Annotated in this window: 8 protein-coding genes and 1 pseudogene; 3 read left to right on the top strand and 6 right to left on the bottom strand. The window is 36.4% G+C overall.

Annotated features, from left to right (window positions below; genetic code table 11):
• Positions 1-35 precede the first annotated feature (35 nt).
• Positions 36-1,658: an inorganic phosphate transporter gene (locus tag AC5YDM_RS08725; RefSeq protein WP_496151730.1), complete on the bottom strand. Its 1,623-nt coding sequence runs from the start codon at positions 1,656-1,658 to the stop codon at positions 36-38.
• A gap of 464 nt (positions 1,659-2,122) precedes the next feature.
• On the opposite strand from AC5YDM_RS08725, the gene metH reads away from it, so the two are divergent.
• Positions 2,123-5,812 carry a methionine synthase gene (metH, locus tag AC5YDM_RS08720; protein WP_496151729.1) on the top strand — a complete coding sequence of 1,230 codons (3,690 nt, stop codon included), beginning with the start codon at positions 2,123-2,125 and terminating at the stop codon, positions 5,810-5,812.
• 55 nt (positions 5,813-5,867) lie between these two features.
• On the opposite strand, the gene AC5YDM_RS08715 is transcribed toward metH, so the two are convergent.
• Together AC5YDM_RS08715 and AC5YDM_RS08710 are read right to left on the bottom strand one after the other, a co-directional pair.
• The gene (locus AC5YDM_RS08715; protein WP_496151728.1) at positions 5,868-8,303 is read right to left on the bottom strand and encodes a DEAD/DEAH box helicase family protein; all 2,436 of its coding nucleotides are present in this window, start codon (positions 8,301-8,303) and stop codon (positions 5,868-5,870) included.
• Positions 8,304-8,310: 7 nt separating this feature from the next.
• Entirely contained in the window at positions 8,311-9,072 is a 762-nt protein-coding gene (locus AC5YDM_RS08710; RefSeq protein WP_496151727.1) for a Hachiman antiphage defense system protein HamA, read from the bottom strand.
• A 542-nt stretch (positions 9,073-9,614) separates the two neighbouring features.
• On the opposite strand from AC5YDM_RS08710, the gene dhaK reads away from it, so the two are divergent.
• Positions 9,615-11,345 carry a dihydroxyacetone kinase subunit DhaK gene (gene dhaK / locus AC5YDM_RS08705; protein ID WP_496151726.1) on the top strand — a complete coding sequence of 577 codons (1,731 nt, stop codon included), beginning with the start codon at positions 9,615-9,617 and terminating at the stop codon, positions 11,343-11,345.
• 138 nt (positions 11,346-11,483) lie between these two features.
• Here dhaK and AC5YDM_RS08700 read toward each other — a convergent pair.
• Positions 11,484-12,353, bottom strand: a pseudogene (locus AC5YDM_RS08700) (GGDEF domain-containing protein).
• 702 nt (positions 12,354-13,055) lie between these two features.
• Here AC5YDM_RS08700 and AC5YDM_RS08695 point away from each other — a divergent pair.
• Entirely contained in the window at positions 13,056-14,210 is a 1,155-nt protein-coding gene (locus tag AC5YDM_RS08695; RefSeq protein WP_496151725.1) for a GGDEF domain-containing protein, read from the top strand.
• A 104-nt stretch (positions 14,211-14,314) separates the two neighbouring features.
• Here AC5YDM_RS08695 and AC5YDM_RS08690 read toward each other — a convergent pair whose 3' ends face one another.
• Together AC5YDM_RS08690 and AC5YDM_RS08685 are read right to left on the bottom strand one after the other, a co-directional pair.
• Entirely contained in the window at positions 14,315-15,586 is a 1,272-nt protein-coding gene (locus AC5YDM_RS08690; protein WP_496151724.1) for a glutaminase, read from the bottom strand.
• A 302-nt stretch (positions 15,587-15,888) separates the two neighbouring features.
• Positions 15,889-17,049: a GGDEF domain-containing protein gene (locus AC5YDM_RS08685; protein WP_496151723.1), complete on the bottom strand. Its 1,161-nt coding sequence runs from the start codon at positions 17,047-17,049 to the stop codon at positions 15,889-15,891.
• Between the last annotated feature and the right edge of the window lie 128 nt (positions 17,050-17,177).

Raw genomic sequence — 17,177 nt, 5'->3', positions numbered from 1 at the left:
GCTGCCCTGAGGCAGCTTTTTTTGATCTATCAAACTTAGAATACTTTTAAGAATAACCAGAACAATGCACCTGATAAACAGATCGTTGCAGGCAAAGTAAAGATCCAAGCTGAAAGAATGGTACGAACCATCTGGAAGTTCAAACCTGATTTATTGGCAACCATCGTACCCGCTACCGCAGAGTTAAGTACGTGTGTAGTTGATACTGGCATACCAAAACCATCAGCAGCAGCAATTGTAGACATCGCAACAAGCTCAGCAGACATACCTTGACCATAAGTCATATGTTGCTTACCAATACGCTCACCTACAGTCACAACAATACGTTTCCAACCCACCATTGTTCCAAGACCGAGTGCAAGTGCTACAGCTACTTTCACCCAAGTTGGAATGTATTGTAGGAATGAATCCATGTTGTCACGGTAATCATCAACTGCTTTCGCTTGAGTTTCGTTCATTGCTGGTAAAGCTTCAGCTTTATCAAGACGCTTAAATGCTGTTGCACTTAAGTACATGTCGTTACGCAAAGAAGAAACTTCAGCTTCAGGAACATCTTTCAAAGAACCATATTGACCTACACGCTCACCTAAGTGATCAGTCATACTTGCCAACGCAGGTACAACCGCTGGTGTTAATTCTTTAGTTTGGATGTACGTCGTTAACACGTCACGCGCTTCAGTATCTGGCACATCTGCATGATTTGCATAAATCACTTGAGCAGTTTGTGAAGATAATTCACTGAACGATTGAATGTGTTGTTGATCTAAATTCTTGTTCAAAGAATAAGCCAATGGTACACAACCGATCAGGATAAGCATGATCAAGCCCATGCCTTTTTGACCATCGTTTGAACCATGTGCAAAGCTTACGCCAGTACATGTAAAGATCAAAAGTGCACGAATTAGCGGTGGTGGTGGCTTATTACCTTCAGGTGGTTGGAATAATTCCACTTGTTTTTTGAAGATTTTTTTAACCAATAAGAACAACACAGCTGCAAATGCAAAACCGATTAATGGTGAGAATAAAAGCGCTTTACCCACTTTCATTACTTGTTCCATATCTACGCCTGATGCACCACTGCTCGCGTTTAGAATGTAGTTCATGATACCTACACCCAAAATCGAACCGATCAATGTATGCGAGCTAGACGCAGGAATACCAAAGTACCACGTTCCTAAGTTCCAAGTAATTGCCGCGATCAGCATGGCAAAAACCATTGCGAAACCTGCTCCAGAACCGACATTCATGATCAGTTCTACAGGAAGTAAAGCAATAATACCGTAAGCAACTGCACCACTGGCAACCATTACGCCAAGGAAGTTACAGAAACCACACCACATCACCGCAACAGGCGCTGACAAAGCATTGGTATAAATTACGGTTGCAACCGCATTGGCTGTGTCATGGAAACCATTCACAAACTCAAAACCCAATGCAATGAACAATGCTGTTGCAAGCAAAATCACTGAGTAAAGGCTTAATGCAGGTACATGAGATAAATCAGCCACCAATTGGAAGCCAATATAAATAAGAGTGGAAATAATCAGTGTTAAGAACACCGGCATAAAAAACTTCGGTGTCGGCACGTGAACATTGGTCGACGAAACTTGCGCCGATTGTTGTGCTGAATCTGAAACTGGAGATTGATTAGAATTCATGCAAGCAAGTAAAGAGGATAAGAATATCCCCTTATTGTTCAATTTAATTATTACAATTATATGACAAACAGGTGTCATATAAAGCATCTAAATGACACTTTATTGTTGTAAAAATAATATTTTTGAAAATTTTAAATCAAATAAATATATTAATTTCAATATCTTAAACAATATCACCCTTCAAAAACCAGAGACAAATGCTGACCAAATAAGATGAAATAAATATGTAATATTTTTCATCAAATTTTCGATTTCTAATCAGAGCATTATTCTGCAATGCAAATATGACAAAGATATGAACAAAAACAAAAATTTAAATTAAATTTATCATTTTTATACAAAGCGAGTGATTTTCACACACTTTCATGGCTTTAGATGCCGATGCGTACTGAATTATCAAAAAATGTACTTTAGATCTGCTAAAATGTTGCACCTAATTAAGTCCAACATAGTGAGCGTCATTGATGTCTACCCTCGCCACCTTAAAAGAGCTTCTATCCCAACGCATTCTGATTATAGACGGCGCTATGGGTACCATGATCCAACGCCATAAATTAGAAGAAGCCGATTACCGTGGTGAGCGTTTTGCAGACTGGGCATCTGACCTAAAAGGCAACAATGACCTTTTGGTATTAACGCAACCACATATTATTCAAGGCATCCACGAAGCTTACCTAGAAGCTGGTGCTGACATTATTGAAACCAACAGCTTTAACGGCACACGCATTTCGATGTCAGATTATCACATGGAAGATTTGGTTCCAGAGATTAACCGTGAAGCTGCACGTATTGCCAAAGAAGCATGTAAAAAATATTCAACACCTGAAAAACCACGTTTTGTAGCAGGTGTACTTGGGCCGACATCACGTACTTGCTCAATTTCACCGAAAGTAAACGACCCCGCATTTCGTAACATCACTTTTGATGCCTTAAAAATCGATTATATCGAAGCGACGAAAGCTTTGATTGAAGGTGGTGCAGACATCATCCTCATCGAAACTGTATTTGATACTTTAAATGCCAAAGCTGCAATTTTTGCAGTGAAAGAAGTGTTTAAAGAACAAGGTTATGAATTACCGATCATGATCTCAGGTACGATCACTGATGCTTCAGGTCGTACATTAACAGGTCAAACCGCAGAAGCATTCTGGAACTCGGTGCGTCACGCAGATCCAATCTCGATTGGTTTTAACTGTGCCTTAGGTGCAGATGCGATGCGTCCACACGTCAAAACCGTATCTGATATTGCAGATACTTTTGTTTCAGCACACCCAAATGCAGGCTTGCCAAATGCCTTTGGTGGTTATGATGAAACACCTGCTGAAACGGCTGCATTTATCCAAGAATTTGCTGAAAGCGGTCTGATTAACATCACGGGTGGTTGTTGTGGTACAACACCAGACCATATTCGTGCCATTGCCAATGCTGTTGCAGGCATTTCACCTCGTCAAGTTCCTGAAACCAAACCTGCATGTCGTTTAAGTGGTTTAGAGCCATTTAACATCACTCAAGATTCGTTATTTGTGAACGTGGGTGAACGTACCAACGTGACAGGTTCTAAAAAGTTCCTTCGTTTAATCCGTGAAGAAAACTTTGCCGAAGCACTTGATGTGGCATTACAGCAAGTAGTTGCAGGCGCACAGGTGATCGACATCAACATGGATGAAGGGATGCTCGATTCGCAAGGTGCGATGGTGCATTTCTTAAATCTGATTGCATCTGAGCCTGATATTTCACGTGTGCCGATCATGATTGACTCATCGAAATGGGAAATCATTGAAGCAGGATTGAAATGCGTACAAGGTAAAGCGATTGTTAACTCGATTTCCTTAAAAGAAGGTTATGACGAGTTTGTCGAAAAAGCACGTTTATGCCGTCAATATGGTGCTGCTGTGATCGTGATGGCATTTGATGAAAATGGTCAGGCGGATACTGCTGCACGTAAAAAAGAAATCTGTAAGCGTTCTTATGATGTTTTAGTCAATGATGTTGGCTTCCCTGCTGAAGATATTATCTTTGACCCGAACGTGTTTGCAGTCGCAACAGGGATTGAAGAACACAATAACTATGCTGTTGATTTTATTGAAGCAACAGGTTGGATTAAACAGAATTTACCACATGCGATGATTTCAGGCGGTGTGTCTAACGTATCGTTCTCTTTCCGTGGTAACGAGCCTGTACGTGAAGCGATTCACTCGGTGTTCTTGTACCATGCCATCAAACAAGGCATGACCATGGGGATTGTAAACGCTGGTCAAATGGCGATTTACGATGACATCGATAAAGAATTAAAAGCTGCGGTTGAAGATGTGGTTCTGAACCAAAACCAAGGCGAAAGCGGCCAAGAAGCAACAGAAAAATTGCTTGATGTGGCTGAGCAATACCGTGGTCAAGGCGCTGCACAAAAGAATGTTGAAGATTTAGAATGGCGTAAACTGCCTGTCGAAAAGCGCCTTGAACATGCGCTTGTAAAAGGCATCACAGCATTTATTGATGAAGATACCGAAGAAGCTCGCTTAAAAGCCAAACGTCCACTTGATGTAATCGAAGGGCCTTTGATGGATGGCATGAACGTGGTGGGCGATTTGTTTGGCTCGGGCAAAATGTTCTTACCACAAGTGGTGAAATCTGCTCGTGTGATGAAACAAGCTGTAGCGTGGTTGAACCCGTACATCGAAGCTGAAAAAACAGGTGCGCAGTCTAAAGGTAAAGTGTTGATGGCGACCGTAAAAGGCGACGTACACGATATTGGTAAGAACATTGTAGGGGTAGTTTTAGGTTGTAACGGTTATGACATCGTTGACCTTGGCGTAATGGTCCCTGCTGAAAAAATCTTACAAACTGCAATTGATGAGAAAGTCGACATCATTGGTTTATCAGGTTTAATCACACCGTCTTTGGATGAAATGGTTTTTGTTGCCAAAGAAATGCAACGTAAAGGTTTTAACATTCCACTGATGATTGGTGGTGCAACCACATCTAAAGCTCATACAGCTGTGAAAATTGACCCACAATATTCAAATGATGCAGTGATTTACGTAGCTGATGCTTCTCGTGCTGTAGGTGTAGCAACTACACTTCTTTCACCTGAGATGAAGCCTAAGTTTGTTGAAGATACACGAGCTGAATACACTAAAGTACGTGAGCGTATTGCCAATAAACAACCAAAAGCTGCGAAGTTGTCTTATGCAGAATCAATTGAAAACGGTTTAAAAATTGATTTTGCTGCTAATCAGCCTGTTAAACCAAACTTTATTGGTAAGCAGACCTTTACCAATTATCCATTAGAAACATTGGTTGAATACTTTGACTGGACACCATTCTTTATCTCTTGGAGCTTGGCGGGTAAATTCCCTGCAATTCTGACGGATGATGTGGTGGGTGAAGCTGCGACTGACTTGTATGAACAAGCTCAGACGATGCTAAAAGACATTATTGATAACAAACGTTTTGATGCTCGTGCTGTATTCGGGATCTATCCTGCCAATCGTTCAGCAGCGGATTCTGTTGAAGTGTATGACGAAGCAAGCTCGAATGTGACGCATACTTTCCATCATATCCGCCAGCAGTCTGACAAAGTCACAGGTAAACCAAACTTATCTTTGGCGGACTTTGTTGCTTCAAAAGATGAAGCTGAAGATTACTTGGGTGGCTTTACTGTGTCGATCTTTGGTGCGGAAGAAATGGCACATGAGTACAAAGCCAAAGGTGATGATTATTCTGCGATTCTTGCACAATCTTTAGGTGACCGTTTTGCAGAAGCATTTGCTGAGCATTTACATGAGCGTATTCGTAAAGAGTTCTGGGGCAACCAAGCATCTGAAACTTTAAGCAATGAAGAGTTGATTAAGGAGAAGTATGTGGGGATTCGTCCTGCACCGGGCTACCCTGCTTGCCCTGAGCATTCTGAGAAAGCAACTTTGTTTAGTTGGTTAGATTCGACCAATGCCATTGGTACAGAATTAACTTCTAGCTTTGCAATGTGGCCACCTTCAAGTGTAAGTGGTTTCTATTATGCAAACCCTGAAAGCCAATACTTTAATGTGGGTAAAATCGCGGGCGATCAGCTTGAAGATTATGCGAAGCGTAAAGGCTGGACATTGGATGAGGCGAAACGTTGGTTAGCGCCGAATTTGGATGATTCGATTGTTTAATTGATATTAAGACTCGAATTATAGAAATAATTCGAGTCTTTTAGTATCTTTGCTTTTAAAGCAATCTAGAAATTTCAAACCTCTTAATTTCATCCAATGTATTCACAAATACAAAGAATTCTTCATTACATTGTAGCTTCCCATTACTTACACCTATATTTTTTAATTGTTTATTTTCTTTTAAAAAATTAATCAGTTGGGTACTTAAACCAACTTTGAATAAATCAATATTTTCTCTTTGCTCACTTCCATACATAAAACAATTGTACTCAATTTCTGTGACAAGTTTTATCTCGTATAAGATATTAACAAATTTAGTAAGATTAAAATTCACAAAATCTGTTTCACTCTTCAACTTAACTAACGCCAAATTAACACGTTGCTTTTTATTCTTTGTTGATAAATCCACACATGTATTATATTTATTATTAACTGAATATGGTATCTCTCCAAAACCAATACCGATATAAAACTTATTATATTTAATAGGTTTATTCTTACCCAACCACTCAAAGTATCCTAAATAATGATTAATATGTGATTTTAAAGATAAATTATGCATACGATCAATAAAGTTAGTATAGAACTTCCTAGTACCCTCATAATTAAATCTTAAGTACCTTCCTGCATTTCTTTTTAAATGATAATCAAAATCTTTGATAAAAAAATAGTAAATCTTATCTACAATATTTAGACCATTCCAATGATCAGATACTAACAATTCATCTAATTTCTCATATAAAATTTTATAAACTTCATCAAATTCACTATAAATACTATGCACATCTTGTTCAATTATGGATTTCAATAGAAAATTATCTTTTTGATCATCATAGATTAGAAAATCCTCCAAATCTCTAACAGTAATAATGTTTTCAGAAATCCCATCTTGGATAAGACTAGAACCACCATTATTATTTTTTAAATATTCACTAACTGTATTTAGCAAAGCTGGATTTTCAACACTATCCTCAAATAAACTGCTTTTTAATAATTTAATTTTATTATACATATCACGATTCTTACCATTAAAGTAATTATCGTTAACAAAATGTATACTTGGATTTAATTTAGACAAATCCATATTGTTTTGATTAAAAACTTCATTTAACCTATTAACTCTCCCAATTAAGTTAATTAATTTTTTAATATTCAAATCTGTTGTATTTAAAATAAATAACGCCTCTATTGGAAAGTTAATTCCTTCCAATACAACAGAATTAGCAACCAGATACTTAACATCAGGTTCATTTTTAAATTTAAATTCTAAAAAATCTTTTATTAAATCAGGAATACCACCATGTAAATAAATTAATCCTTTTTTAATGTAGTCAACACAATAAAAATCTTCATGTAAATTATCAGATAAGATTTTAGATAAATATGATAGTTTTTCATTTAAAATCAATTGATTACAAAGATTTTTTGAAAATTCTTCTACTTTTTTAGGTGATCGCAAATAAATAAAATTCTTACTTTTTTTATTTTCTCTGATATATTTGTATAAATTTTCACACCGTCCCAATCTATAAATCTCATCTAAGAAACGATTGTATTTAAAAAAATCACCTGATTCCTTAAATTCAAAGTAGTCTGGCTCTTTAATATTTAGCTTTATTTTACGTTCAAAAAAAACTTGATTGACCTCTAATTGTAAACTTTTAGACTCATTAATCAGTGGAGAAAAATAATAGTGTTTCGAATTACTCGATCTAAATCTATTTCTCCTAATAACTCTAGCTAATATTACAGCTCTATAGTCATTAGAAAGTAGATTATGCGCTTCATCAATTATCATTACATCAAAATATTTTTTTTTGTTTTTTGCTAAAAATCTCAATGCTCTTTCTTGAGTAAATACACTAATAAAAATATCTTCATTATCATACATATCTTCATTAAATATTATTTTTCTATCTGGAAAAATATTTTTCAAATCTATTATATTTTGGGATATCAGAGATTTACTCGGTACTATTATTGAAATTTTTTTATTTATATTTTTTCTAATTAAATCAAAAATCAATGAACTTTTACCAAATGAAGTTGGTGCGATATACACATTGTCTAAACTTTCACTTGATAAAATTTCAGTTCTATTCAAACGCTGTTGATACATCTCAATGTGTTTATCATATCTATAAGCATCAACTTCAACATCATTTTTTATACTCTCCAAACTCAAAGATTTTATTAATTTTTTTTCATAAATAAATCTATTTATCGGATAAAATCCAACATTTAGACTAAGATCAAACAAAGGTTGATATAATTTATTTATTAAAGCTACTTTCAAAATTACAAAATAAGCGAAATTAAAACAACCCACTCTTCTTTTATCTTTTTGATATTCTTGTAGAAATAAAATTGATACCGAGAGTATGAAACTTAACTCTTCGTACTCAAGTTGAATGCCTATAGTTAATTTTCTAATTATGCTTTGAAAAAGATCTATATTCTTTAATTTTTTTATTTCATCTATTCCATCCATATCGTGTTTACTTAACCTCTAAATACTGCATAAAATTACTGATATTTTCATTAGTTATTGACAGTATTTTTATTTTTTTCCCCTCTAGATTATTCAACTTCATTTTTTCCTTTAACAAGCTATCTGACCATAAGTTACTCCACTCTCCATTCAAATAAATTGTTGAACATGGAACTAAGTTAAAGTCTTGCACTTTGGAAAATTTTCCTTGCTGAAAGTCTTTTTTTAACTGCCAAATTTTATCTATTATGTTATCTTGAGCCTTAACATCTCTATGCTGAACATGATTATAAGCATTAATCCAAGGATTCCCATCTCTTCGCCCGCTTTTTCCTGTTATATATTGCTCTAGTCCACTATAAGATTCTCTAATTTTATTTAAATGTGAGATATTTTTGGTCAAATACCCACCAGATTTACTTTCTACTAGAAATATTTCATCATTTTTACTGTATACCCCATCAAATCCTTTTTTCGCACTACTATCTTCAAGATTAAAAAACAAACAATCTTGCTTGTAATTATTGTTATTCAAAAATAGATGTATAAGAAATTCAGATATAGCTCCTTGTCGACCACGTAAATCTTTCGTTTTTAAATAATCCGATAATCTATTTTTTACCTCTACAATTGTACTGCGAGAATGACCTTCACAAATTTTGACTATTTCTTCATCAATTATTTTAATATATTCACTGTCAAATTTACCGATGTGCATAATATGCAATTCTATATGTGGTGCAAGCCTCTCTTTTTTATATAACTTCATTTCAACCCCAATCAACCTTATGAACAGAAGTTTAACCAAATTAATTCACTATAATATTCACACATCTTAATTCGATCAAAAAAAAATCACAATTAATTTGAAAATTAATTTAATTTAAATCCAATATTTGCATTTCCCAAAGTCGTGATCATAAGATTTGTTCTGCTTCGGTCATGATTGCGTAAATTACATAGGGGTTGTTTTAAGTTTTTATTGTAAGGTTTCATTTTTATTCTCTTATTTTTAAATCTCCCCTAGCCCCTCTTTAAAAAAGAGGGGGACGTCACGAATCAACAACCGCAATAAAATTCATGCAAGTCCCACCCTTTATCAAAGGGAGGAGTTATACCGATTCTAGACCGCTAGCTAATTCACGGAAAGTTCCTCTTTGAAAAAGGGGGATTTAGGGCGATTATAAAACCGCTATTTTCTAACCAGCCACTCTCAAACTATCCGTTTTAACATTTTTAGTTCAGCAAAACTTTCTACTTTAAGGAATAATTAATACTTATTAATGAAATTACTAAAAGTCTGATATTTCCATGAAAAAACTCATGAACAACCCTGAAAACTTGGTTGTCGACATGTGCAAAGGCTTTGTCATTGCCCATCCTGAACTCGAGTTTACCGAATCTAATAAAATCATTTCACGAAAAGAAAAACACAATAACGTAGCTCTGATCAGTGGCGGTGGTAGCGGTCATGAACCTGCCCATGCAGGCTTTGTCGGTACAGGCATGCTCGATGCTGCCGTATGCGGTGATGTCTTTGCATCGCCTTCACAAATTCAAGTCTATAAAGCATTAACTCAAGTCGCTTCGGACAAAGGCGTACTGATGATCATCAAAAACTATTCTGGTGATATGATGAATTTTCAAAATGGCGCACAACTTGCGACAGAAGATGGCATCAAGGTCGATTACGTCAAAGTAACTGATGATATCGCTGTCAATGACAGTCTATATACAGTTGGTCGTCGCGGTGTAGCAGGTACGGTTTTTGTCCATAAAATTGCAGGTGCTGCAGCAACTCGAGGACTAGATTTACAACAAGTCAAACAAGTAGCTCAAAAAGCAGCTGATAGTGTGACCAGTTTAGGTTTTGCCTTTAACTCTTGTACTGTGCCTGCCAAAGGCACGCCAACCTTTAATCTTGCAGAAGATGAAATGGAATACGGCGTCGGGATTCATGGAGAACCAGGGATTCGTCGTGAAAAAATCCTGCCATCCAATGAACTTGCTCAAAAAATCATTGATGATTTATTGGAAGATCGTCCAAATTTAACTGAAGTTGCGGTTTTGGTGAATGGATTTGGTGCAACACCAGCTCAAGAGCTTTATGTGTTTAATTACGATGTTTGCCAATACCTTGCTCAGAAAGGCATTCAAATCTACCGCAGTTTTGTCGGCAACTATATGACCAGTATCGACATGGCAGGTGCATCAGTGTCATTGCTCGCTGTAGATGATGAACTAAAAAGTTATTTAGATGCTGAAGCCAATACCCCTGCATTGAAAATAGATGGATCGAAACCTCAAACTTTAGAGCTTTCAAATCAAACAGCCTCAACTGATGCATTATTTAGCGCTACTATCGAAACTAATCTTGAGCATGCGAGGATTGAAAATGAACAATTTACCATTGAAAACATGCGTTATGTAATTGACGCCATGAGTGCATGTATCATCAAAAATGAAGTACCTTTCTGTGACCTAGATGCACATGCAGGTGATGGTGATTTTGGGATGAGTGTCGCAAAAGGCTTTAAGCAACTAAAACGCCAATGGCCTGGATTGATGCAATTCCAACACATGGATGAGTTCTTGCTGAATTGTTCAATGATCATCATGCAACACTGTGGCGGTGCTTCAGGTCCGATCTGGGGTTCTGCATTCCGTGCGGCAAGTAAAGCGATTCAATGTAAAACAACTTTAAGCGTGGCTGACTTTGCAGAGATGATGCAAAGTGCTGTGAAAGGCATTCAAATTACAGGTGAGCGCTCATTTGGTCGTGGTGCTGTGGTGGGTGATAAGACCCTGATTGATGCTTTAGTGCCTTGTGCAGATTCATGGTCTCTAAATACCAATAAGACTTTTAAAGCAAACTTTGTACTTGGTGCACAAGCCGCAGTTCAAGGTGCCGAATCGACTAAAGATATTGTTGCGCGTATGGGTCGCGCAGGTACAGTGGGTGATCGTAGCCTCGGCTACCCTGATGCAGGTGCCTATGGACTCGGTGTGATTTTCACTGAAATCGCAGAACAAATCCAGTAAGGTTCAATAGCCTATTCATGTGCTTATAAGGTCTCATTAAATTAGCGCTTGACTCAATCCTAACTTAGAAAAAAGCACCACATTCATTGGGTGCTTTTTTATTTCAATAAATCTATGTAATTCATCTTAGGGCTACAACTACAGTTCCAAATAGTCACTGACCTGATTTCGCCCTCGCGCTTTAGATAAATACAGTGCATGATCTGCCAAATGGGAAACCTCATCTGGTGTGCGATTTTGCTCATAGTCAGCCACACCAAAGCTCGCAGTGATATTGATTGTTTGACCATTTTCAAGTGTTATTACTTGGGATTCAATCAAAGCTCTGCATCGTTAAGCGACTTGTTTGGCGGACTGTATATTTTGATCAAGCAAAATCAAAATAAATTCTTCCCCGCCTAAACGACCAATCAAGTCATGACTTCTCACCACTGATTTTAAAATCGCTGCGACTTTTTTCAGAACTTCATCACCCGCCTTATGCCCAAAGCTATCATTAATTTTCTTAAAATAATCCAAATCCAGAATAATCATGGCATAACTATGCTTTTGCTTTAAATGAATATCATGAATACAATCTGTGACATAGCGTCGATTATTCACTTTGGTTAGCCCATCGACTTGACTAAGATACTCAATACTTTTTTCTCGTCTACGCCACTGTCTCAATAGAATTTCAAAAAATAAAGCTGAAATCACTAAAATAGGTAAATACAGAATCGCCATACTCTGTATCCAAAATGAATTTTTATAATATTCACTATGGTTCAATGCATCACTAAATAAAGGTGCATAAGGCAACTGTCCCGACGCAGTCCGACTGCACAGATATAAAATGTATAAAGTAACGATCAGCATAATGCTGTAAATGGTTTTTGGTTTATAAAATACAAAGCCAATCAACAAAATATTCAGTGTTCCCCCCACTGCTGCAGGGCTATAAACCCCCACCGTCTGTGCTGAATAGATCAGTAATAAACCAAAATACAGCAGAATAAACCAACCCATAAACTTTCGAAACTGAGCATAACGGCGAAATATCAGTGAAACGACTAAAACAAAAACCGTCAGTAAAATTTGTACCCATGTAGTAAAAATACGCTCATCGTAATAATTTTCATTGAACCAAACTCTATTTTGCGAGTTGAAGTTGATCAAATACCAAAGCAAATGACCTGGTACAATCATCAGCGCAAAACTTAATAATAGAATGCCTTTATCAAAGTTTGGCCAATAGATAAAAACCTTATCCGTTTCAAATAAATGAAAGTGTATAGCTTGATTAAATTGCGCAACTTTATGTTTACATTGCTTATATATTTTCATCACTTTTCGAGTAGTTATACATTTTATAGCTTCAATATAACGCCAAACTCACTATAAAAATCAACCATTTATATTGTTTAAATCAACAATTATTTCCTATCAATTGAATGATCAATAAGTCACTCATATTTGATTAAACGTTAAAAAGCTTTTTATTTATTAAAAATTATTTTATATTTCAATCATCTATATGTTTCGCTACATTCAACATTTAAAAAGATCACTGTTGTTTGCACGATGCTTGAGTTTAATTACAGACTTTGAATTAGATATCATTCAGTAGAATACATATTTCATATTATTAAAATTAACTAATGATTGTTATAGGATTGGCTTTATAATTATTAGTGATATGATCAAATTATTATCGTGCGAAGTTTTGAAATGTTTCAGAGCACTTTAAACTTTTATAGCTTACTCATTCCCCTCATTTTAATGAGTATGGGCTTCGTTACGCTTTTATTTTACAAACTTAAATCTTTGTCTAACTACCTCGCGTTTTATGCAATCGCACTCATTTGTGTAGGTCTCAGTTTATTTTTACATAGCATTTTTATACCCTCCGTATTATTACAATTACTTCCCTTTGTCTTTGGACTGTACTTTCTATCTTGTGTATTACATGCACATGCTATTTACCTACGTTTAGGGATTCAATCGAATTGGACAATGCTGTTCATTCTTTTGAGTTTGGGGATTGTAGGTCATGCCTATTTCGCTATTTGGCATGATAGTCAAACCTTACGCATGCTTATTACAGGTGTGATCACAGCGTGTATTTATCTCAATAATCCCATCGATTTCTTTAAAATCAAGCCGCAACTGAAAATTGATCGCTATTTAAAAGTACTCACCATTACGCTTACAACAATTGCGCTTGGTCGTGCGATATTATTGAATCATCTCGTTGTTCCCACTGAGATGATCTCTACCTCCGCGATGCTTTGGGCTTCCACACAGCTTTTACTGATTGTGATTGATATTATTTTCTTAGGCATTTTTATCAGTTGTTCGATTCAAGATATTCTAGACAAACTAAAATTAGAACGTAATCGTGACCCACTCACTGGTTTACTCAATCGGCGAGCATTTAAAGAATATGTACAACAAATGCATTGGGTCGACCAGCCTGCACCAAAGGCACTGATGATTATTGATCTCGATCACTTTAAACAGGTCAATGATCACTACGGACATTTCGTTGGTGATTTAGCACTTCAACACAGTTCTAAAATTTTAAGTCAAAGTCTCAGTGAACATGATCGAATTTCACGCATTGGCGGTGAAGAGTTCGTCGTCATCTTAAATAATGCTTCTCCAGAGCATGCTTTAAATGTAGCAGATTCAATACGTCATCAGCTTTATCAGAGCCCGCTCTATTATGCTGAACATCAAGTCAAACTCAGTATTAGCATTGGCGTAAGCTTTTTTGAAGAATATCAATACTTCGATCATGCTTTTCAAGAAGCAGATGATTATTTATATCAAGCAAAAAAAATGGGTAGAAATTTGGTTCAGTCTAAATTCAGTCCTGTTTAAAACTCATTATTAAACCTTACAAAGATCTATCCATCTTAGTTTTGAGCGATTGCATTATTTTACAACGATTCAATTTCAGCAATCAGAATAAACATGCATCAAGGTCATTGCAGTGAAGTCAAATATTCATCTAAATGATTGAACTTAGGCAAATCAATACCGCGGTGAGTGGTTTGATTTTTTAATAACTGATCAGGATCAATCACAGCAACGGAATGGCCATCTTGTATCAGTCGATCCAAGCCTTCAATCAACATACGGCGTCCAACATCATGAACAAAAGATAAATTATTGAGGTCAAATACGATGGTGTTCGACGCTACAGGTTCATCCTGAACGATTCTAAGTAACATCTCAGCTTCAGCAAATTGTAATGCACCAACCAACTCATAGATCACAATCGAATCATTACCTCGAGGTGAATACCGACGCTGTACGATGGTTTGAGCCGAAGGTGTCCCTTCCATCAAATGTAAGCCCATATCTCGTGACAATTGCTCAAAAATATCAACACCTCTGACACTATTGCCATGTTCATCTAACTTCGGTGAAAAGACTGCAATGCCTACCTGTCCAGGCAATACACCAATAATTCCACCTGCTACACCACTTTTCGCAGGGATGCCTACTGTCGTTAACCAGTCCCCAGCGGCATCGTACATCCCACAGGTCATCATGACACTGAGCACCTGACGAACCACATTACGCTCAATCAGTCGTTTTCCTGTTGCTGCCTGAATACCACCATTGGCTAACACACTGGTCATTTTCGCCAAATCATTCACAGTTACTTTAATCGCACATTGCTTGATATACCCATTTACGATTTCAACAGGATCAGACTCTAAGACCCCAACTGTACGGAGCATGTAGCCGATCGATAGATTACGAAATGCGGTATCCAATTCAGATTGATACACCTGATGATCAAACTCTAGCTCTCGCCCTGCAAGCTGACTTAGAAATTGTCGCAGTTTTTCTGCACGGTCCGTTTGTGCATCAAATGGGATCAACGAATGAGTGGTAATCGCCCCTGAATTAATCATCGGATTTTTAGGCAAATTTCCACGATCTAAAGCAATCTGATTAAAAGCCTCGCCCGACGGCTCAACGCCTACTTTGGACAAAACAGCATCCAATCCATGTTCAGTCAGCGCTAGTGCATAAGCAAAAGGTTTCGACATCGATTGAATGGTAAATTCAACATCCACATCTCCACTCGAATAAATAACGCCATCGACCGTGGAAAGTGCCAAGGCTAATTTATTGGGATCAGCATTTGCAAGTTCGGGAATATAATCTGCCAATGCCCCTTCATTTTTTAAATCGCAATTGGACAGGACTTGATTCAAATAATCTGGTACTGGGGTCTTCATCTACAACCTCTTTATGTTTCTATTTTTATAACGATGGGAATAACAGATTTAAATACATTTTCATTTTGCAGATTAACCGCAATATTGATCAGTCACTTTTCAGTACATGATCACATGCGTACATAAGCATCCGTTTCTACATTCATCATCTGAAAATCATATGGTGTATTTCATGTTGAAACTCGCTCTAAATTACCCGAATCTGAACATCGTTAAAGTTGAAAAATGTATAAAATACAGCACATTTCAAATAGCGACTTCATCAATGATCTTTTCGTATAACTGCTTTTAAATCTATATTTTTAAATCGCACATTGAATTTGATTACGACCTTGCTCTTTTGCTACATACAAAGCTTGATCAGCACGTTTAATCACTTGCTCATGGGTCATACCATTTTGGTAAATCGAGATACCAAAACTTGCCGTGATTTGAATCGATAGATTGTCATTTATAACAAAATATTCTTGCTCAATCTGTTTACGACAACGCTCAGCAATTTCAATAATTTGATCTAAATAAGAGGTTTGCAAAATCATTAGAAACTCTTCACCACCAAAACGACCCACCATGTCATTGCCACGAATATTTGCATCTAGCACTTTAGCCACACGTCTTAATACATGATCACCGACATCATGACCAAAACGATCATTAATAGATTTAAAATGATCTAAATCAATCAATACAACTGCATAAGATGAATTAAGCTGATGTAATTTTTCTAGATCTCGATCAATCACTCGACGATTAAATACACCTGTGAGCGGATCTTTTTGACTAATTTCATTGACCAGATTTTCTCGATTACGCCACTGAAGTAACAAAATTTCAAAGATCACCACACTTGCGAAAAAGATCGGAATGTAAATGATCAACATGCTATACACCCAAAAGGTGTTGTAGATCAAAATAGATTGATTTAGTGCATTACTAAACAATGGTGCATAAGGAATCAATTGATATGTACTGAGAAATATCAGTGCGAGTAAAGCAATTGTCATTGGAATGAGCGCGCTATATACAATATCTCGTGTAAATAGAACCAATCCCAAGCAGATCAAATTAACATAAGCTGCAATCGTTGCAGGACTTCCTATACCTACACAATAGCCATTAAACATATAAATCGAACAAAGCGTAATGACCGCAATATAGGGCATGTATTTTTGAATAACAGATGAATCTTTAAACCGTATGCAGATCCACACCATTCCCCAAAATAGAAAGAATCCCGCAATGTTGTAGCTTAAAAAAGCAAGGTAATAATCTTGATTAATCCACTGTTGATTTTGAACATTCGCATTCGAAAAATAGATCCACAAAAACCATTTAATAAAATCATTCGCACCTAAAATTAAGATTAAAACTGACTTGCTCAGATTACTGCTATTCAGTAATGAGCTGGTCAGCATGAATCGGTGTAATGAATCCACGTGGCTTTGCCAAATCCGTTTACGCATACGCCCTACTTTAGTATTTGAATGATTTAGAATGCTTAAACTTCAATTCATGAATTCAGCACAGCTTTTCTTTGTTTCAATGGTAAGTTCTAGTTTTACCTTTTTTGACTTAGCCATTTAACGCTTAT

It is taken from the genome of Acinetobacter sp. CY81 (assembly GCF_059515925.1).
The sequence above is the reverse complement of the archived record's forward strand: the minus strand, read 5'-3'. Positions and strand labels throughout refer to the sequence as shown.

Bases quoted from the DNA above. Each gene is read 5' to 3' on its own strand.
- AC5YDM_RS08690 (WP_496151724.1), bottom strand. From the start codon at position 15,586: ATGAAGACCCCAGTACCAGATTATTTGAATCAAGTCCTGTCCAATTGC.
- AC5YDM_RS08685 (WP_496151723.1), bottom strand. From the start codon at position 17,049: ATGCGTAAACGGATTTGGCAAAGCCACGTGGATTCATTACACCGATTC.
- metH (WP_496151729.1), top strand. From the start codon at position 2,123: ATGTCTACCCTCGCCACCTTAAAAGAGCTTCTATCCCAACGCATTCTG.
- dhaK (WP_496151726.1), top strand. From the start codon at position 9,615: ATGAAAAAACTCATGAACAACCCTGAAAACTTGGTTGTCGACATGTGC.
- AC5YDM_RS08725 (WP_496151730.1), bottom strand. From the start codon at position 1,658: ATGAATTCTAATCAATCTCCAGTTTCAGATTCAGCACAACAATCGGCG.
- AC5YDM_RS08715 (WP_496151728.1), bottom strand. From the start codon at position 8,303: ATGGATGGAATAGATGAAATAAAAAAATTAAAGAATATAGATCTTTTT.
- AC5YDM_RS08710 (WP_496151727.1), bottom strand. From the start codon at position 9,072: ATGAAGTTATATAAAAAAGAGAGGCTTGCACCACATATAGAATTGCAT.
- AC5YDM_RS08695 (WP_496151725.1), top strand. From the start codon at position 13,056: ATGTTTCAGAGCACTTTAAACTTTTATAGCTTACTCATTCCCCTCATT.